At 32.6% G+C, this 22,068-nt stretch carries 21 protein-coding genes; 13 read left to right on the top strand and 8 right to left on the bottom strand.

Features of this window, described 5'->3' with window-relative positions; genetic code table 11:
* Nucleotides 1-75: 75 nt before the first annotated feature.
* On the top strand, nt 76-1,521 hold the full coding sequence (locus B8963_RS12355; protein ID WP_084061840.1) for a glycosyltransferase family 2 protein: 1,446 nt from the start codon (nt 76-78) through the stop codon (nt 1,519-1,521).
* A gap of 45 nt (nt 1,522-1,566) precedes the next feature.
* Here the strand turns inward: B8963_RS12355 and B8963_RS12350 are convergent, their stop codons facing one another.
* The 3 genes from B8963_RS12350 to B8963_RS12340 all read right to left on the bottom strand — a co-directional run bounded on the left by B8963_RS12350 (nt 1,567) and on the right by B8963_RS12340 (nt 3,638).
* Nucleotides 1,567-2,097 (bottom strand): DUF2490 domain-containing protein, encoded by a 531-nt coding sequence (locus B8963_RS12350; protein ID WP_084061839.1) that lies wholly within the window; start codon nt 2,095-2,097, stop codon nt 1,567-1,569.
* Nucleotides 2,098-2,391: 294 nt separating this feature from the next.
* Nucleotides 2,392-2,775: a hypothetical protein gene (locus B8963_RS12345; RefSeq protein ID WP_084061838.1), complete on the bottom strand. Its 384-nt coding sequence runs from the start codon at nt 2,773-2,775 to the stop codon at nt 2,392-2,394.
* A gap of 56 nt (nt 2,776-2,831) precedes the next feature.
* Nucleotides 2,832-3,638, bottom strand: coding sequence for a DUF1853 family protein (locus B8963_RS12340; protein ID WP_084061837.1), 807 nt, complete (start codon nt 3,636-3,638; stop codon nt 2,832-2,834).
* A 77-nt stretch (nt 3,639-3,715) separates the two neighbouring features.
* Here B8963_RS12340 and B8963_RS12335 point away from each other — a divergent pair, with 77 nt between their 5' ends.
* Together B8963_RS12335 and B8963_RS12330 are read left to right on the top strand one after the other, a co-directional pair.
* Nucleotides 3,716-4,867 carry a vWA domain-containing protein gene (locus B8963_RS12335; RefSeq protein ID WP_084061836.1) on the top strand — a complete coding sequence of 384 codons (1,152 nt, stop codon included), beginning with the start codon at nt 3,716-3,718 and terminating at the stop codon, nt 4,865-4,867.
* Nucleotides 4,868-4,905: 38 nt separating this feature from the next.
* The gene (locus B8963_RS12330) at nt 4,906-6,375 is read left to right on the top strand and encodes a MoxR family ATPase (RefSeq protein WP_084061835.1); all 1,470 of its coding nucleotides are present in this window, start codon (nt 4,906-4,908) and stop codon (nt 6,373-6,375) included.
* 52 nt (nt 6,376-6,427) lie between these two features.
* Here the strand turns inward: B8963_RS12330 and B8963_RS16105 are convergent, their stop codons facing one another.
* Nucleotides 6,428-6,691, bottom strand: a complete 264-nt coding sequence (locus tag B8963_RS16105) for a hypothetical protein (RefSeq protein ID WP_234989663.1) — start codon at nt 6,689-6,691, stop codon at nt 6,428-6,430.
* A gap of 486 nt (nt 6,692-7,177) precedes the next feature.
* On the opposite strand from B8963_RS16105, the gene B8963_RS12320 reads away from it, so the two are divergent.
* The gene (locus B8963_RS12320) at nt 7,178-8,512 is read left to right on the top strand and encodes a M16 family metallopeptidase (protein ID WP_084061833.1); all 1,335 of its coding nucleotides are present in this window, start codon (nt 7,178-7,180) and stop codon (nt 8,510-8,512) included.
* Nucleotides 8,513-8,543: 31 nt separating this feature from the next.
* Nucleotides 8,544-9,935, top strand: a complete 1,392-nt coding sequence (locus B8963_RS12315; RefSeq protein WP_084061832.1) for a M16 family metallopeptidase — start codon at nt 8,544-8,546, stop codon at nt 9,933-9,935.
* Nucleotides 9,936-10,128: 193 nt separating this feature from the next.
* Here the strand turns inward: B8963_RS12315 and B8963_RS12310 are convergent, their stop codons facing one another.
* Nucleotides 10,129-10,359: a hypothetical protein gene (locus B8963_RS12310; RefSeq protein ID WP_084061831.1), complete on the bottom strand. Its 231-nt coding sequence runs from the start codon at nt 10,357-10,359 to the stop codon at nt 10,129-10,131.
* A 176-nt stretch (nt 10,360-10,535) separates the two neighbouring features.
* On the opposite strand from B8963_RS12310, the gene truA reads away from it, so the two are divergent.
* Nucleotides 10,536-11,321 carry a tRNA pseudouridine(38-40) synthase TruA gene (gene truA, locus B8963_RS12305; RefSeq protein ID WP_084061830.1) on the top strand — a complete coding sequence of 262 codons (786 nt, stop codon included), beginning with the start codon at nt 10,536-10,538 and terminating at the stop codon, nt 11,319-11,321.
* Nucleotides 11,322-11,358: 37 nt separating this feature from the next.
* Nucleotides 11,359-12,450: a magnesium/cobalt transporter CorA gene (gene corA, locus B8963_RS12300; RefSeq protein ID WP_084061829.1), complete on the top strand. Its 1,092-nt coding sequence runs from the start codon at nt 11,359-11,361 to the stop codon at nt 12,448-12,450.
* A gap of 1 nt (nt 12,451) precedes the next feature.
* Here the strand turns inward: corA and cysM are convergent, their stop codons facing one another.
* Together cysM and epsC are read right to left on the bottom strand one after the other, a co-directional pair.
* The gene (cysM, locus tag B8963_RS12295; protein ID WP_084061828.1) at nt 12,452-13,339 is read right to left on the bottom strand and encodes a cysteine synthase CysM; all 888 of its coding nucleotides are present in this window, start codon (nt 13,337-13,339) and stop codon (nt 12,452-12,454) included.
* Nucleotides 13,329-14,123: a serine O-acetyltransferase EpsC gene (epsC, locus tag B8963_RS12290; RefSeq protein WP_084061827.1), complete on the bottom strand. Its 795-nt coding sequence runs from the start codon at nt 14,121-14,123 to the stop codon at nt 13,329-13,331. Before epsC ends, cysM begins: the two co-directional genes overlap by 11 nt.
* A 98-nt stretch (nt 14,124-14,221) precedes the next feature.
* Between epsC and B8963_RS12285 the strand changes: the two genes are divergently transcribed.
* Entirely contained in the window at nt 14,222-14,902 is a 681-nt protein-coding gene (locus tag B8963_RS12285; protein WP_084061826.1) for a DUF2461 domain-containing protein, read from the top strand.
* On the opposite strand, the gene B8963_RS12280 is transcribed toward B8963_RS12285, so the two are convergent.
* Entirely contained in the window at nt 14,894-15,301 is a 408-nt protein-coding gene (locus tag B8963_RS12280) for a glyoxalase (protein ID WP_084061825.1), read from the bottom strand. The genes B8963_RS12285 and B8963_RS12280 overlap by 9 nt on opposite strands.
* A gap of 248 nt (nt 15,302-15,549) precedes the next feature.
* Between B8963_RS12280 and B8963_RS12275 the strand changes: the two genes are divergently transcribed.
* The 5 genes from B8963_RS12275 to B8963_RS12255 all read left to right on the top strand — a co-directional run bounded on the left by B8963_RS12275 (nt 15,550) and on the right by B8963_RS12255 (nt 22,067).
* Complete coding sequence (locus tag B8963_RS12275) at nt 15,550-15,945, top strand: acyl-CoA thioesterase (protein WP_084061824.1); 396 nt, start codon at nt 15,550-15,552, stop codon at nt 15,943-15,945.
* 437 nt (nt 15,946-16,382) lie between these two features.
* Nucleotides 16,383-18,158 (top strand): ATP-binding protein, encoded by a 1,776-nt coding sequence (locus B8963_RS12270; protein WP_084061823.1) that lies wholly within the window; start codon nt 16,383-16,385, stop codon nt 18,156-18,158.
* 5 nt (nt 18,159-18,163) lie between these two features.
* A complete protein-coding gene (locus tag B8963_RS12265) occupies nt 18,164-18,529 on the top strand; it encodes a response regulator (protein WP_084061822.1) in 366 nt (121 codons plus the stop codon).
* A 30-nt stretch (nt 18,530-18,559) separates the two neighbouring features.
* The gene (locus B8963_RS12260; protein ID WP_084061821.1) at nt 18,560-20,644 is read left to right on the top strand and encodes a HEAT repeat domain-containing protein; all 2,085 of its coding nucleotides are present in this window, start codon (nt 18,560-18,562) and stop codon (nt 20,642-20,644) included.
* Nucleotides 20,637-22,067 (top strand): glycosyltransferase family 2 protein, encoded by a 1,431-nt coding sequence (locus B8963_RS12255; RefSeq protein WP_084061820.1) that lies wholly within the window; start codon nt 20,637-20,639, stop codon nt 22,065-22,067. Before B8963_RS12260 ends, B8963_RS12255 begins: the two co-directional genes overlap by 8 nt.
* Nucleotide 22,068 lies beyond the last annotated feature (1 nt).

Below are 22,068 nucleotides of genomic sequence, written 5' to 3'. Positions count from 1 at the left end.
AAAAATGTTTTCTAAAAAGACTGTAGCGCAAATACATACGTATATAACTCTCGAGAACAAAAAATGAAATTAATAATGAAGACAGCAACATTAACATTGAAGCAATTTTACAATTCACTGAATGGTAAGTTTGCAACTTTAAATGGGGAGTTTAGTCCACTAGATAGTGTAAAGGTCTTAATAAAAGACAAAGTAAAGAATCCTTGGAGCCTAGCTATCATGGTGGGTTCATTTGTTTTAATGATTACAGCAGCAATTGTTGTATATTTTTTACAAGAAGATTTTTATCAACTTAGATTAGACCGACTTAATTCTTCTGTGGGTAGCGTGTTTCTTTATGTAGGTTTTGCGCTATTGCTTTTTAAAGGAGGTTTTTTTCTATATAATTTATACTTGTATTTTAGATATAAACCAGTGGCGTCCGTTGCAGATGCAGCGCTGCCTACAGTGACTGTTATTGTTCCTGCATATAACGAAGGAAAACAAGTCTGGGCAACATTAATGAGTTTAGCTAAAAGTGATTATCCAATGGATAAATTACAATTATTAGCAGTTGATGACGGGAGTAAAGATGATACTTGGTATTGGATGAAAGAGGCTAAAAAAATACTAGGCGACCGAGTTACTATTTTTCAACAGCCAAAAAATATGGGTAAACGTCATGCTTTATATCGTGGCTTTAATCTTGGTACAGGTGAAGTATTTGTAACAGTGGATAGTGATTCTATTGTTAATGCCGACACATTACGAAATTTGGTTAGTCCGTTCGTAGTTAATGAAAAATGTGGCGCAGTTGCAGGAAATATTCAGGTTTTGAATAATCAAAATGCAGTATTGCCTAAAATGCTAAACGTTAGTTTTGTTTTAAGTTTTGAATTTAGACGTTCTGCGGAGAGTCAATTAAACACTGTTCTATGTACTCCTGGTGCTCTAGCGGCTTATAGAAGTGAGGCTGTGTTTGCATGTCTTCCAGAATGGATTAATCAAACATTTATGGGGCAACCATCTGATATAGGTGAAGATAGAGCAATGACAAACATGATCTTAAAACAAGGGTATCATGTTTTGTTTCAAAGAAATGCATATGCCTACACTAATGTTCCTGAAAAATATAAAGGATTATACAAAATGTTTATCAGATGGGGTAGAAGCAATGTTCGTGAGAATATTGTTATGGCTAAGTATGTGTTTGCTAACTTTAGAAAAGAATCTAAAATTGGGCCAAGATTGTTATTTATTAGCCAGGCTTTAAAGATTATAATGACCTATCCATTTTTATTATTCATGCTATATTTCATTATATCGCATCCTATACTATTTTTAAGTTCTACTTTGTTAAGTATATTAGTTGTCTCTACATTTCCAGTATTATTTTATGCTAAAAGGTATAGTGTTTCTAAGGCCTTTTGGGCGTATTCTTATAGTATACTATTTACTTTTGGATTGTTTTGGATAACACCTTATGCCATAGCAACAGCAAACAGAAGAGGTTGGTTAACACGCGAGTTAACTGCTAATTAAAATACGAGAATAGATCATATTAAAAAAACCTAAAGCATGTTTGCTTTAGGTTTTTTGTTTTTTCAAATGTATTGTTTGGTGGATTGTTAATCTTACTAAATGTCGATTATAGAAATCAATTCCAGAGGCTCTTTTTTGGTACCAATTTAGATAACCTAATTCAAAACCTAAATTTTTCAAAGGCATATATTGTGCACTTAGGCCATACCTGTTTTGATCAAATAGGTTTGTAGTTTGGTCACCAATATTTAAGAAAATTTCATCGAAAGCTTTAAAAGTTATTTTAGTATTTGGAACATAATTCAATTCTACTTTATAGCGCATGCGACAAGTACTAAAATCAAAAGTATTATCAGGTTGTTCAAAATATCTAAACTCAGACCAATACCTATGATTTAAAATAAATTTGGAACTAAGTTTTTGATTATAAGTAAGTTCGATTAATGGACGTAACTCTGAAATATTATCTGTAATTGGGCTATCAGGGTCGTTAGGTGTGGCTATTTGAGAATAAGCCATTCCGGTAGAAATACTCCAATTAGGGGTTAGTTTTCGCTCGATTAGTGTTTTTGTCAAAAATTAATTTTTCCGCCAAGGAAACAAATATTTTCTGGTGTCAATTTCTTCTTTTATCTGATAATTATCATTAAGCTTTACCTTTAAATAATACCGTGTCCAAAGTACGTTTTGAGTTTCTACATGTTTTTGAGCGTAAGTATTTTTTTATACCACAAATGAGCAAAACAAATAGTATAAGTATATGGGGTACTTTTTTGTTCAAAATTCCTTTAATTTAATCAAGGCAAATTAAAGGAATTCTTTTTAATCTATTAATTTAGTAGGATAAATATTTTTAGCGAATGGATAAAATTATTGCGCTGAAGCTGTTTGTAAAGACATTAAATCTAATGTGGTGATGAAATCTTGTGTGTTTTGGTATACTCTTTTAGTGTAAAAGCGTCCACGATCCCAATCTGGTGCGTCTACGGCGTGTTCTAGATCGTTTATTGTTTCAGCTATTTTTAATTTTAAATCTTCGTCATCATAATTTTTCAAATCATTAGCAATTTTATCATAGGCTAGTAATGCCTTTTCAGAATAATAGCGTTGATGATCAAAATTATTAGAACTCATTGCTTTTTTAGAATGATTTAGCGCATAGGTTGCATTTGTATAAATGACGTCCCATTTGATTTCAGAGTTGGATTTAGAAATAAATAAGAACATGGATAAGGCAAGAAGTAGTTTAGTCATTTGTAATATTCGTAAGTTAAATACTACAAATTAACGTTCATTTTAAATTTATATTGTTACCACCAAACAATAAATGCTTTTTCAATTTGGTTTAAAGAATTTTTTAGCCAAATCATTGGCGATTGGAAATTACTATGCAGAGAATTAATATCAATAATAATCGCATCGTAATTTTTCCAATTTACTTGATTATGTGGCGCAACTAGCCATTCTTTTTTAGTGGGGATAAAGTATACAAAATCTAAAAAGCAAACGCTCTGAAAGTCAATTTTAGTAATCCAAAAGCCATAAATACTCTCTCTGTTAAAAGGTCCAATTGAACAATTTTTTTTATGAAACGGAATAAATAACTGCCCTTTAAAATAAACTTTTGATGTTATTTTGTTTATATCTATTAATTTATTTTTTAATAAGTTATATGTTTCTTCCTTATGTAAAAGTTTAAATTGATGATTTTTAATTTTATTTATTTTTTCTATAAATGAATCTTTTTTATTTGGGCCAATTAATTGGTAAATTGGATTAGGTATAGAATCATCAATTAAATAAAACTTATAGGTGAGCTCAATATGTAAAAGTGCGTTTTCTTTAGTGTCTTTTAGTATGAAATCTATTTCACCTAGAGTTCTATTTTCATTTTTTATAAGCTGATTAAAAAGGAGTATTTCATACTGCTCAGAATGGGCTATAAGTTGATGAAAAATACATTCTACCTGATGCCCCAATCTAATATTTTGAGGTATTGGTTTGAGTTGAAAGTCATGTAAATTAATACTAGGAAACTCAAATTGTTCAACACCAAGCAGTTTACCATCCCATAATTTGGGTGTGCTAATAAAACCTTGTATTTGCTCTAGAATCATATAATTAAAAGTACAATAAACCCTTAACTTTTCTTAAAAAGATATGTTTTCATTTCTAAATATCTTAATTTTAAGGTATGGCTATGAATACAAGAAAAGGATTCCGTTTTGCTACCTATGAAGCACCGGAACAATCTCCTTATGAAAAACTTTTTGATATTTTTCAAGAACTTATCACGCATACATCTGGCGATGTAGACGAGGCACTTGATTGGTTGAGAGAATTGGACAAGGAGTATGAACTTACAGACGAGAATTACACTATTGACGATTTTATTGAAGATTTAAAAGCAAAAGGCTTTTTGCGTGAAGAATTTAAAGATGGTGGAGGTGAAGGTGATAAAGAAGATGGCGGTAATGGAGGTGGTAACCTGTCAATAACCGCTAAAATGGAACGCATAATAAGGCAACGCGCTTTAGACCAAATTTTCGGTAAGCTTAAGCGAAGTGGATCAGGAAATCATAAAACAGGAAAATCTGGTCAAGGTGATGAACATACAGGGGAACTGCGTGAATATCGTTATGGCGATGGATTAGAACATATTTCCATGACGGAAAGTCTTAAAAACGCACAAATCAGTAATGGTATAGGTGATTTTTCATTAAATGAAGAAGATTTAGTTGTAGAGGATACGCAGTATAAGGCTCAAATGAGTACTATTCTAATGATAGATATTAGTCATAGTATGATATTGTACGGCGAAGACAGAATTACCCCTGCTAAAAAAGTGGCAATGGCTCTTGCTGAGTTAATTACAACCCGTTACCCAAAAGATACTTTAGATATTTTGGTGTTTGGTAATGATGCTTGGCCTATACCTATAAAAGATTTACCTTATTTAAAAGTAGGACCGTATCATACCAATACAGTAGCAGGACTACAGTTGGCTATGGATATGCTTAGAAGAAAACGAAATACCAATAAGCAAATTTTTATGATTACGGATGGAAAACCGAGCTGTTTGCGATTACCAGATGGTACTTATTATAAGAACAGCGTTGGTTTAGATGATTATATTGTCGAAAAATGCTACAATATGGCGCGCCAAGCCCGTAAGTTGCATATACCAATAACCACTTTCATGATTGCTCAAGACCCTTATTTAATGCAATTTATTCGTCATTTTACCGAAGCAAATAAAGGGAAAGCGTTCTTTACAGGTCTGCAAGGACTGGGAGAAATGATTTTCGAAGATTATGAATCAAATAGAAGAAAACGATTGAAGTAGGAAATCTTCAATCAAATAGAACATTATAAATAAAAAATATGCAATTGAATTATAAAGAAATAAATACACTAGGAGAATTAAAAAAAGCTGGCTACCTAAGTAAATCTATAAAAGATGAGTTAAGAGATAATCTTAGAGAAAAAATTAAACGTGGTGAAGAAACTTTCACAGGGGTTTGGGGATATGAAAATTCGGTAATTCCAGAGCTAGAAAGAGCAATTTTATCTCGACATAATATAAACTTATTAGGGTTAAGAGGGCAGGCAAAAACTAGATTGGCAAGACTAATGGTTAATTTATTAGATGAATATATCCCTGTTGTGGAAGGCACTGAAATTAACGATGATCCTTTAAAGCCCATGTCACGTTTTGCTATAGAGTTAATAAAAGAGAAAGGTGATAAAACGCCTATTTCGTGGCTACACCGTGATGACCGTTTTTCTGAAAAATTAGCAACTCCCGATGTAACTGTAGCCGATTTAATTGGTGATGTAGATCCTATAAAAGCAGCAAATTTAAAACTATCGTACGCCGATGATCGTGTAATCCATTTTGGAATGATTCCACGTGCTAATCGATGCATATTTGTAATCAATGAATTGCCAGATTTACAAGCGCGCATTCAAGTTTCGTTATTTAATATTTTACAAGAAGGTGACATTCAAATTCGGGGATTTAAATTGCGATTGCCTTTAGATATACAGTTTGTTTTTACAGCTAACCCTGAAGATTATACCAATAGAGGAAGTATCGTAACGCCGTTAAAGGACAGGATAGGATCTCAAATCTTAACGCATTATCCTGATACCATTGAAACCGCAAGAAAAATAACCGAGCAAGAGTCTAAATTAGATTCTCGACAAACCAACGCGGTTTATGTGCCAGATATGGCAAAAGATTTGTTAGAACAAATAAGTTTTGAAGCACGTAAAAGTGAATATGTAGATGCTAAAAGTGGAGTAAGTGCTAGAACAAGTATTACTGCCTTTGAGAATTTATTAAGCACAGCGGAACGTAGGGCACTATTGACTGGTGCTGATGCCACTATGGTTAGATTAAGTGATTTTTTAGGGGTAATACCTTCTATAACTGGTAAAATAGAACTAGTCTATGAAGGGGAACAAGAAGGAGCCGATGGAGTAGCTGCCATACTAATTGATGATGCCGTAAAGACGCTGTTTACTAATTATTTTCCTAAAATTAATAAGTTAGAAAAAAAGGGAGAGGAAACACCTTATGACGAATTGTTGCATTGGTTTTTTCAAGGAGAAGGTTTTGAGTTGTTAGACGATTATACTGATGAAGAGTATAAAAGGGCTTTAGATGAAATACCAGCATTAAATCAGCTTATAAAAGATCATCAACCAAACGTTGACAAGAACGATAGTTACTTTTTAAAAGAATTATTGCTTTGGGGTTTAGTGGCTTACAAAAAGCTTAACAAACATAGGTTTGAAGAAGGTTACCAATTTAAAGATTTGTATAGTAGCTTTATAAGCGGTTTGTAAAAGTAAAAAGCCTTCCAGAAATGGAAGGCTTTTTTTATAATTATTCAGCATTTTATTTTTTCCAATTATCTATATGATCATTTAAATCTTCAAAGTCAAATGCTCCAATTACTTTTCTTCGGTAGTTAAATGTGATAATGGTTATAGTCAATAGAAAAAGATAAAGAAATACGAGTATTAAGCCAATTGGAAAAAAAGTTTCCGGAATTAATGCTATTTCAAAATCATTATAAGTCGTTAGTCGGTAAATAGACTCTATAAATTTAAATAGGTAAATCGCGTATATAACATACAAAGTATACTCGATGTTTCTCATATAAATATCTGGAGTTTGATGTTGTTTTCGTTTGCTCCATAAAGTGTATAAATATGTAAAATGTACAATAGAAAGTATTGGAAAAATATAATTATCAAATTTCAGAAAGTAAAATTTGTGCGTATAAATCCCATAAAAGCTAAAGACATTAAGTGTCAGTAGTAAAACTACAGACAAAAGCAATAGTACCCTCAGGGGAAAAAGGCGATATGTAAGTTGCATAAAGTAGGTTTCTTAGGTCATGGGGGACCATTTGATTTTAAGAACGACACCTGGTTTTATTTATTTGAAAGAATTCGTTAAAATGATGCTAATGTTGAGAAATACTGTAAAGCTGTTGTGAAAAAATCCATGAAATGCATAGTTAAAATAAATTATAGCAAATGTGTTATGTTGGTGTTTTAAAATTCAAACTGAAAAAAGACTTGAAATAGTATCATCTGAATAAGCATATTGTTATCTTTAAATCGACTAAAATATATTAAAATGAAAAAAATATTACTAACAGTTTTAACCATGCACATGGCTTCAATGCTTTTTTCACAAAGCAAGGCTGAAGATGTAAAAAGTTTTATGCTGAAGAACGGCATGAAAGTTATGGTTTTAGAGGATCATAGTATCCCAAATGCGAACATGTATTTATTTTGGAAAGTGGGCTCCAGAAATGAATACCCAGGGATTACAGGACTATCTCACTTTTTTGAGCATATGATGTTCAATGGATCAAAAAAATATGGGCCAAAAATGTTCGACCGCACTATGGAAGCTGCAGGTGGGAGTAATAATGCCTATACTACAGAAAATGTTACGGTGTATACAGATTGGTTTCCTTCATCATCTTTAGAGACAATTTTTGACTTAGAGGCCGATCGTATAGCTAATCTAGCATTAGACTCCACTATGGTGGAGAGTGAAAGGGGTGTGGTGTTAAGTGAAAGAAGCACAGGCTTGGAAAATTCTAATTTCAGGAATATTAGCGAAGAAGTTAAGGCTTCTGCATTTTCTGCACATCCTTACAGATGGTCTGTAATTGGTTATGAATCAGATATTAAAAACTGGTCTATCGACGATTTACAGCGTTATTTTGATACGTATTATGCGCCCAACAATGCTGTGGTAGTAATTTCTGGTGATGTAACTTTGGCTGGTGTTAAGAAATTGGCAAGTCAATATTTTGAACCAATACCTGCGCAGCCTGCGCCAAGAAAAATACATACGGTAGAGCCAGAACAGCGAGGTGAAAAACGTGTTATGGTGCAAAAACAGGTGAGCACACCAAACGTTTTAATTGCCTACCATGTACCTGAAACTCAACACGAAGACCATTATGCTTTAGATGTGTTGAATTCTGTTTTAAGTAGTGGAAAAAGCAGTAAATTATACAGCTATCTAGTTGATGAAAATCAGTACGCAACAAGTGTATTTAGCTACATGCCAGAGAGTTTTGATCCTAATTTGTTTTATATCTATGGAATTGCAGGTCAAGATGTGGATGCTGTAAAATTAGAAAATGAAATTTTAAATGTTATTGATGGTGTTATTGAAAATGGTATCACAGAAAAGGAACTGCAGAAAGTAAAAAACCAAAAGCTTATGGAGTTTTATAAAACACTAGAAACTATAGACGGTAAAAGTGATACTTTAGGTACTTATGAATTGTATTTTGGAGATTATAAAAAAATGTATTTTGCTCCTGAGGCTTACGAAAAGGTTACTACAGAGGATATAAAGCGAGTAGCAAAAAAATATTTTACTAAAAACAATAGAACTGTAGGTGTTTTGCAAAACTCTGAACCTGCTCTAGGTGAAGAGTCAAAATAAAAAGACATTTTACAATTAAAAATATCAAAACATGAAAAACACTATAAATAAGCTCTTTGTATTTTTTGTTGCATTATTGCTAACAAATTCAATTGTGGCCCAAGAAGATTTTAAGCTTCCGGAATACACAAAAATTCAATTAAAAAACGGTCTCACTATATATTTAATGGAGCGTCATGAAGTTCCTTTAATTCAGTTTACTGCAGTCTTCCCAGCCGGTGCAGTTAATGATGTTAAGGAGAAAAGTGGCTTGGCAGCGGTAACTGCAGATGCATTAGTTTTAGGGAGTAAAAATTATACGAAGTCTCAAATAGAGGAAAACACAGAGTTTTTAGGGGCAAGTATTTCATCTGGAGCGGGAAAAGAATCTGCTTATTTGGTTTCATCTTTTATGAAAAAGGATCAAAAAGTGGTAATGGATATCTTAAAAGATGTGCTTTTAAATCCAACCTTTCCTACGGATGAAGTAGAAAAAATGGTGAGTCGTAAAATAGCAGAAATGGACCAAATGAAAGAAAGTCCTAGATCTGTTTTGAGTAACTATTACAACAAATTTGTTTTCGGTGAGCATCCTTATGGAAATCCAGAAGAAGGTACAAAAGCATCATTGCAACAAATACAAAATAAAGATTTGATCAATTTTTATAAAGAACAATACAATCCTTCTAAATCTGCCATTGCAATAGTGGGCGATTTTAATACTAAGTCAATGAAGGTAGAGGTAGAGAAGCTGTTTGGTGCTTGGAAATCTTCCGCTAAAACGGGTAACATACTTCCAGATTTACCTGTAACAGATAAGGCAAGAGTGCTTTTAGTGAACAAGGAAGATGCTCGTGAAACTACCTTTTATATTGGTGGTCCGGGCATTTCGCGAAACAATCCAGATTTCGTTGGAATCCGAGTTATCAATACAATTCTCGGCGGTAGGTTTACTTCTTGGCTTAATGATGAGCTTCGTGTAAACTCAGGGTTGACGTATGGTGCTAGAAGTAGTTTTACGCCTTATAAGCTAGGCGGGACATTTGTGATTAGCACATTTACGGCGAACGAAAATACCGAAAAGACGATAGATTTGGCATTAGAAACCTATAAAAAATTACATACAAAAGGCTTAGATGAAGAAATTCTTACGTCGGCAAAAAACTATGTAAAAGGACAATTTCCACCAGATTATGAAACAAATTCAGCTTTATCTATTTTATTAACAGATATGTATATTTATGATTTTGATGAATCATACATAAACACCTTTACAAAACAAGTAGATGCTTTAAATACCCAAAAAGCAGCAGAATTAATTCAGAAATATTTTCCTAAAGACAATTTTCAGTTTGTTCTTATAGGTAAAGCATCTGAAATAGGCGAATTAGCTAAAAAATATGGAGAAGTGGAACAACTAGAAATTACTAATGATGGTTTTTAGTATCATTTAGAAAATATAAAAAAAAGGTAAAGCCCGAGATGTGTACTATATTTCGGGCTTTTTTTTTTAACGTAGCCAATTTTTTTTGGCAGTCATGCTAGAAAAATAATAAAGTAAGGCTGCTATAATGGTAACTAAAGCAGGCATTATAATTGCTAATGAACCAAATAAATCAATGGCACTTGTCATTAGGCTAGAATACCCCATTTGAATGATGACGGCAATTAACGAAATTAGAAAAAGGTTTTTCGCCCATTTTTTTTCTAATTAGCAATCCAATGCAGGCTATAAGTCCAAACCATACTGCTACCGCAAATGCAGCTGTAATCCATGTTGGAGTTTCTTCAATCAATTGTAACTCAGCTGCAGGTAATAGTGTTTTAGCTTCATCTGTTATAAAGGCTTGTCCTAGATATTGACTCACGCCAATAAGGTTCTATAATAGCGCTAAAATGCTTACAATCCAAAACCAAATAGGTGGTTTTGTTACGTCTTTGTTTGTCATAATTATATTGTTGGGTTATTAGTAACAAAGTACAAAAAAAATTCTAGGCTTTATATTTTTAGATAAGTAGTACTTTTGTAATACAAATAGCATTTATGCAGAAGGAGCGTCATTTTTACCTATTTAAGGTTCAGTTTTTAGGTTTTAGATATAGCGGTTGGCAAAAACAACCAGGCCAGAAAACAATAGAGTCTATGTTGGTTAAAACCTTAAAATATATACTTCCTGATAGAAAATTTAAAATTTTAGGTGCAGGTAGAACAGATGCCAAGGTTTCTGCGTTAGAAGCTGCTTTTGAATTGTATTTGGAAGACGAGCCGATTTTGAATAATGAAGAATTTTTAAACGTTTTTAATAAAAATCTTCCGCCAGATATTCGAGTATTAAGTGTTATTGAGGTCGATGAAACGTTTAATATCATTCAGCATAGCAAAGAAAAGGAATACATTTACTTATTTGCCTTTGGTAAAAAAAGCCATCCGTTTTGTGCACCTTACTTAGTAACATTTATTGAAGATTTAGATTTGGCGTCAATGATTTCTGTTGCAAAATTATTTGAAGGCACACATAATTTTAAATCGTATACGGTTAGACATCAAAATGATACAAAGTTTACGAGAACAATAACTTCATGTGAGATTAAGGAAAATACTATTCTTAGTGCTAATTTTTTTCCTGACAAATCATATGCCTTGCATGTGAAAGGAGAGGGTTTTATGCGCTATCAAATCAGAATGATTATGGGGGTGTTAGTGCAAGTAGGGAAAGGTGAGCTAACGCAAGAGGAGGTAATACATTCTTTAAGTGAGGAGAGTAATGTTTTATTGCCCTATGTGGCACCAGGATCAGGACTGCTGTTAAACCAGTTAACCTTTGTTTAATATTTTATTGAAGCTATTTTTATTTTATATTTAGTTTATGACAATTAAAAAACCAAAATTCAAGCTAAGGCCTAAGAAAGCCTCAAAGTTGCATCGTAAAATGGGTCAGGCTCCTGGAACTGTTACCTATATGGGGCAACGAGAAGGAGTGGAAACAGTTGTTTCTGTAATAAACTATGATGAAAATGAATTTAATGTAATTCAGACAAATTCATTAGAGAAAATAAAAGAGTTTAAAGACTCTAAACAAACTTCATGGGTTGATGTTACAGGAATAAGTGACGAAGGCTATATCGATAGTTTAGGCAAAATGTTTGAGTTGAACTCTTTGGTTTTAGAGGATGTTGTTAATCCGCAGCAAAGACCAAAAATTGACGAATACGAGGATTATATTTTTGGAGTTTTTAAAATGTTATACATTGATGAAAACCAAGAAATAGTAAGTGAGCACATAGCTATAATCTTATATCAAAATTCTGTACTGGTTTTTCAAGAATTAAAAGATGATGTTTTTAACGCTGTTAGGGATAGGGTAAAGAATAAATCGGGTCGGGTGCGAACCAGGGGAGCTGATTATTTGTTTTTTGCATTATTAGATGCTGTGGTAGATAATTATTTTGTGGTTTTGGAGCATTTAAATTCAAGAATAGAAGCTTTGGAAGAAGAGGTGTATGATAATCCAAATTCTGAAGTAGCGCATCGTATACAAGATTTAAAGAAAGATGTGCTAAAAGTTCGTAGAAATGTTGCTCCAATGAAAGAATTAATTGGAAGACTTGAAGATACTGAAAATAAATTAGTTACAAAAGATACAAAGTTGTTTTTACGTGATGTAAAAGATCATTGTATCGAAATAAATGAAAGCCTTCAAATTTATAGAGAAATGTCTATGAGTTTAATGGAAATGTATATGAGCAACATGAGTAATAAAATGAACGAGGTTATGAAAGTATTGACCATTATGGCATCAATCTTTATTCCGTTGACTTTTATTGTGGGGGTTTATGGGATGAATTTTGATAATATTCCTGAACTACATTATGAATATGGTTATCCTATGGTTTGGGGTGTCATGATTTTAATGTTTATAGCGATGTTGGTTTATTTTAAAAGAAAAAAATGGTTGTAAGTTAATTATCAAACAAACCAGATGATAAATAACGATCGCCTCTGTCGCAAATAATACTAACAATTACGCCGCTTTTTAAGGTTTCTGCTAATCGCAGCGCAGCTGCTGTCGATCCACCACTACTCATACCTGCAAAGATGCCCTCTTCTTTAGCTAGTTTAAGCGTCATTTGTGTTGCTTCGTCTTGACTTACCTCAAGAACTTGGTCTACTTTTGAAGCATCAAATATTTTTGGAAGATATTCTTTTGGCCATTTTCTTATGCCCGGAATACTTGAATTGTCGGTAGGTTGTACTCCAACTATTTGAATATTTTTGTTTTGTTCTTTTAAATAAGTAGAATTCCCCATAATGGTACCAGTTGTGCCCATTGAAGAAACAAAGTGTGTTATTTTACCTTTGGTATCTTTCCAAATTTCTGGCCCGGTACTTTTGTAATGTGCTTTCCAATTATCATCATTTTCAAATTGGTTTAGCATAATAAATCCTTCGTTTTGCACTTTATTTATAGCATAATCTCTTGCGCCTTCAATACCAACATCAGAAGAGGTTAGTGTAACGGTAGCGCCATAGGCTCGCATCGTTTGCACTCTTTCTTTTGTAGAGTTTTCAGGCATTACTAGCTCAATGTTTAATCCATATATACGAGCAATCATGGCAAGTGCTATTCCGGTATTGCCACTGGTAGCCTCAATAAGCTGACTTTTTTTAGAAATATCTCCACGCTCCAAAGCACTTTTAATCATGTTTAAGGCTGGACGATCTTTAACACTACCGCCAGGATTTTGACCTTCAAGTTTAAAGTAGAGTTTTACATTAGGGTTCGTGTTAAGAACTTTAGATTCTACTAGAGGAGTGTTTCCAATTAGATCAATTATACTATGAGGCATTTGGTGCAGTTTTTATTTTTATTTCTGATGTGTGATAAACAGTTGAATTTGGTGGTACGGATGATGTTATAAATGCATTCCCTCCAATAACACTATTGGCTCCAATTACGGTTTTTCCTCCTAAAATAGTGGCATTTGCATATATGGTCACGTTGCTTTCTATGGTGGGGTGTCTTTTGGTTTTACGTAGATTTTTAGCAACATATAATCCGCCGAGGGTTACTCCTTGATAAATTCGAACATCATCCATGATAATTGCCGCTTCGCCAATAACTACCCCTGTGCCATGATCAATAAAGAAAGAGTTACCAATTTGAGCTCCAGGATTAATATCTACTCCCGTTTGTCTATGGGCATATTCTGTCATTAACCTTGGTACCAATGGAAAACCTTCGGTATATAATTCATGTGCTAAACGATAAATAGCAATGGCATAAAACCCTGGGTATGCCATGTAGACCTCTTCAATAGACGATGAAGCAGGGTCGCAGTTAACAAATGCTTGTGCGTCTAAGTTGAGTTTCTCTAATATTTCTGGCAGTTTTACAACATAATTCTCCCAAACCTTTTTGCAAGGTTTGTCTAGCTCCCAGCATCCTAAGTCTACTAATTCATCAAATTGCACTTCTAATAAGGCTAAATTTTCCTCAACAGGAGTGTCTATATCAAAAAGAGTATAAAAAAGTTTATCAGTAAAAGCCTCTACTTTTTCTTTTAGTTTAAACCTTAAGTTTGGTTGCGTCTTATGTTGGTTTATCTTGTTTATGATTGATTTAGAATCCATAGTTAAAACAGTAAGTGTCAAAATTAACCAATATTTTAAAAGCCTCTTGCTAAAAATCGTTAACTTTCGATATAATTTTGTTGAAAATTTAAAGTCGTATGCCTAGTCAAATACTAACACAAGAGGTGTTTAATTTTTTAAAAGATTTAGAAAAAAATAACAATCGTGATTGGTTCGAAAAAAATAAAGCAGCATTTAAAAAACAAGAAAAAGCAGTTAAAGGCTTTTTGAATACCGTTTTAGATAAACTTAAGGCGCATGATGAAATTGAGAAATTGAAAATGTTCCGAATTTATAGAGATGTGCGTTTTTCAAAAGATAAAACGCCTTATAAATCGCATTTAGCAGGTTCGTTTACCAGAGCAGGTGCAAAATTAAGAGGAGGTTATTATGTGCATATAAAGTCTGGGGGTAGCTTTATCGCAACTGGTTTTTGGGAACCAAACAAAGAAGATTTATTCAGGATTCGTAAAGAATTAGAGCTTGATGCTGAAGAATTTAGATCGGTGATAAGTGCTCCTAAATTCAAGAAAATATGGGGTGAAATCCAGGGTGATGAACTTAAAACAGCACCAAAAGGGTTTGATAAAGAGCACCAAGATATAGATCTTATAAAAATGAAGCAGTTTATTTTTATCCGTAAGTTTACAGACAAAGAAGTTCTATCCGCAGATTTTGCAGATAAAATAGACGAATCATTTAAAGCTATTCGCCCTTATTTTGATTTAATGAGTGATATACTAACTACTGACCTAAACGGAGAATCTCTGTTAAACTAAAACCGCAGTTTCAAAAAATTGCACCTGATCTTTAAGTCGCTCAATAACTAGGTTCATCATTCGTTTGTTTAAAGCAGATGAATTCTCAATATAAAGCTGGTATTCTTCAAGAGTAAACAGGCCAATGATAATTCCTTTTATAGAATTTCTGAACTTAATATCTTTTTGAATTGCATTTTCAATGTATTCCAAACGTTTTTCAATGGTAAGTGTATAGTAGTTATTCTTGTGTTTTTTAATATAATTTTTAAAAATAACGAGTAGGATAGGGTTTTGCTGTTTTAAAATAGGTCGTAGAATTTTGTTTTGAAAGTATTCCTCACTACTCATAGTGTCGGTAATTCTGGCTGCAGCAATAACTGGGCGTATTGCTAGCAAATTGTCATCTCTTTCGTTCATTATGGCTTTTTCACTAAAGATACCGATTAACCTTTAGGAGTTTTTTTGAACACGGTTAAGTTTTTAACTTTTTTATAAACAATATAGCCTAATGCATTTTGATAATTAAGTTTTTGTAGGTAGACTAAATTGCTAATTTGAATAATAATTAAGAGGTAAATTTTCATATTCAAAAATCTAATAGGTTATCTTAGGTAACATTCTTTTAAGGTAAAATTGTTCTTTATTTTTGCATAAAAATAACAGTTATGAGATTTCATAGTAGAAAATGGGTTAAACCCGAAGATTTAAATGCTAATGAAACTTTATTTGGTGGTAAAGTTTTAGCATGGATAGATGAAGAAGCTGCGCTTTATAGCATTATTCAATTAGAGAATAAAAAAGTAGTAACAAAATACATGTCGGAAATAAATTTTATGAGCACTGCCGTAAAAGGAGACATTATTGAAATTGGTATTGAGGTGGTAAAATTTGGTAAAACCTCTTTAACCTTAAATTGTGAGGTTCGTAATAAGATGACACACGAGACTATTGTTACTGTGGATAATATTATTATGGTAAATTTAGGTGCTGATGGAAAGCCAGTTGCACACAACAAAACTAAAATTGAATATGTAGTTGATAGACTAGCATCTAAAGAGTAAATATAAATTAATGGTAATTAAATACATACACTAAGTATATCGAAGTAATACTTAATATTAATTTATAAATTCAACTTTACAATTAAGAGTAAAATCTTATTCGTGAAGTTGATTTTTTTGTTTCTACAAACTTAATTAGTTAACTGTAAACCAGTTATTTAGATTGATGGTGTTCTAAAACCAATACTTGCTATTGACGATGAATTGTTTTAAAATAGAATAAACTCCATTTTCACAGTAACTCTCTGTGTTTTAACATTCTTATACCTCGTTATTATTGGTTTTGACAACAACTTAAAGCTATTAGGTAACATTTTGTTGTATACCCTAGACTATAAGGCCAATTTTATAAGTATTATAGGTACTAAAAGTTGGTAGTTGCCTAATTATTATTGCCTTTTGAACCCAAATTTTAATCATAAATAGCATAGAAAACATTGAAATCTAACGAATTACTTACCTACTTATCTGATCTAGAATCTAAGTTGAACAGTTTTTCTTTTGAGGAGCTTACCTCCGAAGAAGCTACTAGGCTTAAAGAATCATTTCAAATTTTTAAACAAAATTTGGAACAGAAAGCGGTGCCGGTAAAACCAGAAATCAAAATTTCTAAATCTATTTCTACATCAAAATCTAGGTTCAATAAAAAGGCAAAAAACTTAAATGCTGCAGATCAAGAATTGCTCATTGCAAAAGTTAGCCATGAAATACGAACTCCATTGAATGGGATTATTGGTTTTACTGAATTGTTGGCGGAAGATAATTTAAATGAGCGTCAGGCTGTGCATGTAAAGGCAATTCAATCTGCATCTAATTCATTATTGACCATTATAAACGAACTGTTGGAGTACTCTAAACTTTCGTCTGGATCGTCGCATTTTGAGAATGTAGAATTTAATTTTTCAGCTTTAATTAAAGATATAAGCTATTTGTGCCAGACCTTAATAGTAAACCCAGAGGTAACTTTTAATGTTTCAATCTCTAAAGACATACCACAAATACTTGTTGGTGACCCATCTAAACTTTCGCAAATACTCCTGAATTTGATAGGTAATGCTATAAAATTTGTAAGCGAAGGTAGTATAAGCCTTGCTATAGATGTTGTTTCAAAAGATGAGGAATCTGTTTTATTGCATTTTAAAGTTGAGGATACGGGAATTGGTATCTCGGAGAATAACTTAAATAATATTTTTGATTATTATAAACAAGCCGAAGTAGATACACAAAAAAATTATGGTGGAACAGGTCTAGGCTTAAGCATTGTAAAACATATTGTAACACATTTAAATGGCACTATAACGGTGTCTAGCAAAATAAATGTGGGTACAATATTTAAAGTAGAATTACCTTTTAAAATTGGTAAAGCTGTAGAAAAACAAGCTGTTCATGTGCATGATACTACTATTCAAGCTCGTGAAAACACTATAAAAAATATGAGTTTTCTTGTTTTTGAAGACAATACAATGAATCAAAAACTAATTAAAAATAGATTAGATTTTTGGGAATGTACAAATTATGTGACAGATTCTATTGAATTTGGTTTATCCCTGCTCGAAAAAGAAAAAATTGATGTAATTCTTATGGATTTAAGAATGCCAGATATTAATGGTTTTGACGTAGCAAAAATAATCAGAAAAAATCCTAGAGCTAGTATAAGTTCTATTCCTATAATTGCTTTGACAGCAGATTTCTCCATAAAAGATAAAAAACGCTGCGATGAAAGTGGAATTAATGATTATATCTTGAAACCTTTCGATTCTAAGGAATTACTTAAAAAACTAACCTCAAATATTACAAATTTAAAAACTATTAAGAATATGCATAACACATCTGTTGTATCAGAAGCCAGTGCAATTGAACCTTCTGAAATTGATTTATCAGTTTTATTAGAAGATTGTTTTGGTGAAGTAGAAATGTTGGAAGAATTGGTGCAGCTTTTTAAACTTAATGCAATTGAGTTTATAGGTAAGACTAAAGTAGATTTAAAAGCTGCGAATGCGGATGGTGTTAGGTTTAATGCACACAAGCTAAAAGCAGGCTTAAAAATGATGCGAATTCCTAGCTTGTTAAGGATAGTGGAGCAAATGCATAAAATATGTCTTGATGATCAAGATTTTAAATATTTAAATTTCTTATACGATTGCTTTTTAAAAGAGTATCCGTTGATTGAGGCAGCAATAGATAACGCTATTTATTCGTATAAGAACAAATAAAAATTATGAGTTCAATAAAGTTGATGTTGGCAGATGATGATGACTTATTATCAGCATTGTTAGATTACAGGCTAAAAAAAGCAGGTTATGACGTAACCGTTTGTACCGATGGTAAAAACGTAAAAAGTTATTTAGAAACCAATAGGCCAGATGTAATAGTTACAGATATAATGATGCCTTACTTTTCTGGATTAGAAATTACAGATTATGTAAGAAATGAATTGAAATTAAAAATACCCATAATAATCCTATCCTCAGCGGGTAATGAGGAAAACGTGTTAAGTGCATTTAAGCTAGGAGCTAACGATTTTTTATCAAAACCTGTTAGTCCAGCAGAATTACTCTTAAGATTAAAGAAAGAATTAGGATAAAACAACACCGTTATTTTGAAGTTCCCCTCCTTGAAAATATACAATTTAGTAAGCTCTCCCAAAGTACCTACAGACGTGCTATGGGACTTGTCTATTTTGTTTTCAATTTTAGCGGTGATTTACTTTGGAGCTATATTTTTCTTTCGAAACAAATTTAAAAAAGACGCTTCGGATACTGCAAGTCGTAAAAAAATCTTGGCGCCAATGGTAAGCGAATTTCTTTTTTACGAGGAAAATATAGGTACTAAGGAGGAAAAAAATAGTTACATCAATAGAAAAATAGAAATTCGTGAGCTTATAAAAGATAAGAAAAACGAAGCTGTATTATCGGAAATACTATTAGATCTAAAAACTGATGTATCTGGACAAACCAGAAAATTGCTTTTTAAACTTTACAAAGATTTAAACCTTCAAGAACAAGCTTTTGAGAAGCTAAAAAGTTTTAGATGGCAAAAAATTTCACAGGGAATGTTTGAACTTACGCAAATGCAAGTGGTTGAATCATATAGTTTTATTCGTCGTTTTATTAATGATAAACGATCTGTGGTGCGTAAGCAGGCCGAAATTTCAACGGTAACTTTAATGCATGAAGGTATTTCATATTTCTTAGACACCACTAAATACTCTATCTCGGAGTGGCAGCAGCTTAAAATTTTAGAGGTGCTGTCAAATGCAGAGTATTTTGAACCACCACGTTTTTACAAGTGGTTAACCTCAAAAAACAAACATGTTGTGTTATTTGCGCTTCGATTAATTAAACATTATGATCAGAATGATGCTGAAGAATCAATAATTTCTTTAGTACGTCATAAAAATACCAATATTAAACACGAAGCAATAAGTTGTATAAAAAAATTTAATTTTCAGAGTTCCACAAGAACTTTAAAGGCTGTTTTTTGGAAAAATAATGCGCATATTAAATTAGCCATTTTAGATACTCTTGCAAGTTTTGAGCGTAAAGAAGATATTCCGTTTTTAGAGCTTGTAGATAAGAAAGAATCTAACTTTACCGTTAAAAGCAAAGCTTTAAGTGCTATAAATACCATTTGGCCAGAGTATGTTATGCCAACTGATGGTCTAGATTCAAGTATTTTAGAAGAGCATCAAGACGAAAGTTTTGAGGAGATAGTTCATAAAGTTGATGTTAGTAATGATGCACCAGACGACCCTGAATTTGAAAAACCAGATTCCGAAGAAGCTATAGAAATAGCTGTAGATTCTGAACCTATTGAGACTAATCAGCCTGAAGTGCAATTAGAAACACCTTCGGAGTTGCTTCCAGAATATGAACGCGTAGCCCATTTTTTAGACAGCATTTTTGTAAACAAAAATAATGAAGATAAAGTAGAAGCTGCTGAACAAGAGTCAGTGGTTGCTAAGGATCCGATTAGCTCCAAATCCGAAATTAATACACCAGAACCTGTTTTTGAAGTTCTTTTGAATGAAGATGATGCTGTATCGTTAACTACAACAAATTCGGATGAAATAAAAGTTGATAATAGCATTTTAGAGCAATCAGAAACAATTATTGAGGATAATTACCAAAGTATATTCGAGCCCTTATTTAATAGAGCGGATGATGAATGTAAAATGCTGCTATTAGATGAAATTCTCGAGATTGGTAATAATAAAGACATTCCCTTTTTAACTTCCTTGCAAAATCATCATAATACACTAATTCGTACTAAAGCCGTTGTTGTAAAAGCCAAATTGCTGGATAAATTCACTCCAATAAAAGAGTCTGAGACCTTGCCTTTAGAAGTTTTAAATCTGCAAACAACGATTAAAGTAGAAGAGGAATTGGTGAAACAAAGAGTTGAAATAAACCAAACAATTAGCGCATTACCTATAGAAGACCAACCTTATCTGATAGAAAAAAAGCCGAAAGATCTAATGCCTTTGGAGTTTTGCTTTTTATTGGAAGAATTCGATTTAGAACCCGCAAAACCATTGGACCTTTTTGAGGTTGAATTTGCACCTGAATTTTCAAAAGATTTAAAAAATTCGGAGCATTCTAGTAGCTCTGAGCCTATTGGATTAACAGCTGAAGAACATACGTATTTTCAGCAGTTATTAGAATTTCCATTAACCAAAAGAAAAAAATTCAATGGATAATGGTGTTTTCAACATATTGCTCGATTATATAAACATTGTATTTTTTGTGTTTACAGTGGTGCTATTTACATTATTTAGCATCATGGGGTACTTGTCCACAAAAGGCTCGTTACATTATAAGAATAAAAATAGTTTTGGTGACTTATCCAAGGTAATGGCGTCGCCATTGGCTCCAAGTTTAACAATCGTGGCTCCTGCGTATAACGAGGGCATGACTATTGTGGAAAACATAAGATCATTATTGTCATTAAAATATGTGAACTACGAAGTAATGGTGGTTAATGATGGTAGTAAAGATGATACCATGCAGAAAATGATTGATGCTTATGATTTAGTAAAAATTGATCGTAAGATAGATCCTAACTGGAAATCGAAACCCATAAGGGGAGTTTATAAGTCTAGACAACAATCATTCTCAAAATTAACGGTAATAGATAAAGAAAACGGCGGTAAATCAGATGCTTTAAATACCGGTATGCATCTGTCAGAAAATCAGTTTGTTGGCTGTATTGATGTGGATTGTTTGTTGCTGCCTGATGCATTATTACATGTGGTGAAATCTTTTTATCAACGTTCAGAAAAACGTGTAATTGCAGTTGGTGGTGTAATACGTATTGCTAATTCTTGTGTAATAAATGGAGGTGCTTTAGAAGAAATACGTTTGCCTAAAAATTGGCTTGCCAAATTTCAACTCTTAGAATATACCCGTTCATTCTTATTAGGGCGTATGGCATTCGGGAGAATGGATAGCTTGTTAATTATTTCAGGAGCCTTCGGATTTTTCGACCGTGAAATTGCCTTGGCTTGCGGTGGATATGATACAAACACTGTTGGGGAAGATATGGAGATTGTTTTTCGTATGCGAAGATATATGGTTGAGAATAAACTCCCACATACTATAGAGTATATTCCAGATCCTTTATGTTGGACTGAAGTTCCGGAAAGTCGTAAAATATTAGTAAATCAACGTGATCGCTGGTCTAGAGGTAATTTTGAAACCTTATATAAGCATAGAGATATGTTTTTTAATCCTAAATATGGAAGATTAGGTATGATAAGTTATCCCTATTGGTTTTTCTATGAATGGTTAGCGCCATTACTTGAATTCTTTGGGTTCTTTTCAATAATTCTATTTTACTATTTAGGCATTTTAAACCTTCCATTTTTCATAGCAATTACAACTATGATTTATGTGTATTCAATTATGTTCAGTTTTTATGCTATACTGTGGGAAGTGTATTCCTATAATGAATACAAAAAAGTTAAAGATATTTTGATACTTATGGGTTGCGCAATTGTGGAGCCATTTATTTTTCATCCCATTGTAGTTTTTGCGGCTGTTCGCGGTAATTATAAAAAATTATTTAAAATTCAATCTGGTTGGGGTACCATAACTAGAAAGGGATTTGCTAAAGCAACGTAAT

The organism is Cellulophaga tyrosinoxydans (genome assembly GCF_900176415.1).
GTDB lineage: Bacteria > Bacteroidota > Bacteroidia > Flavobacteriales > Flavobacteriaceae > Cellulophaga > Cellulophaga tyrosinoxydans.
Note: the sequence above shows the minus strand (reverse complement) of the source record. Positions and strands in the feature narration are given on the sequence as shown.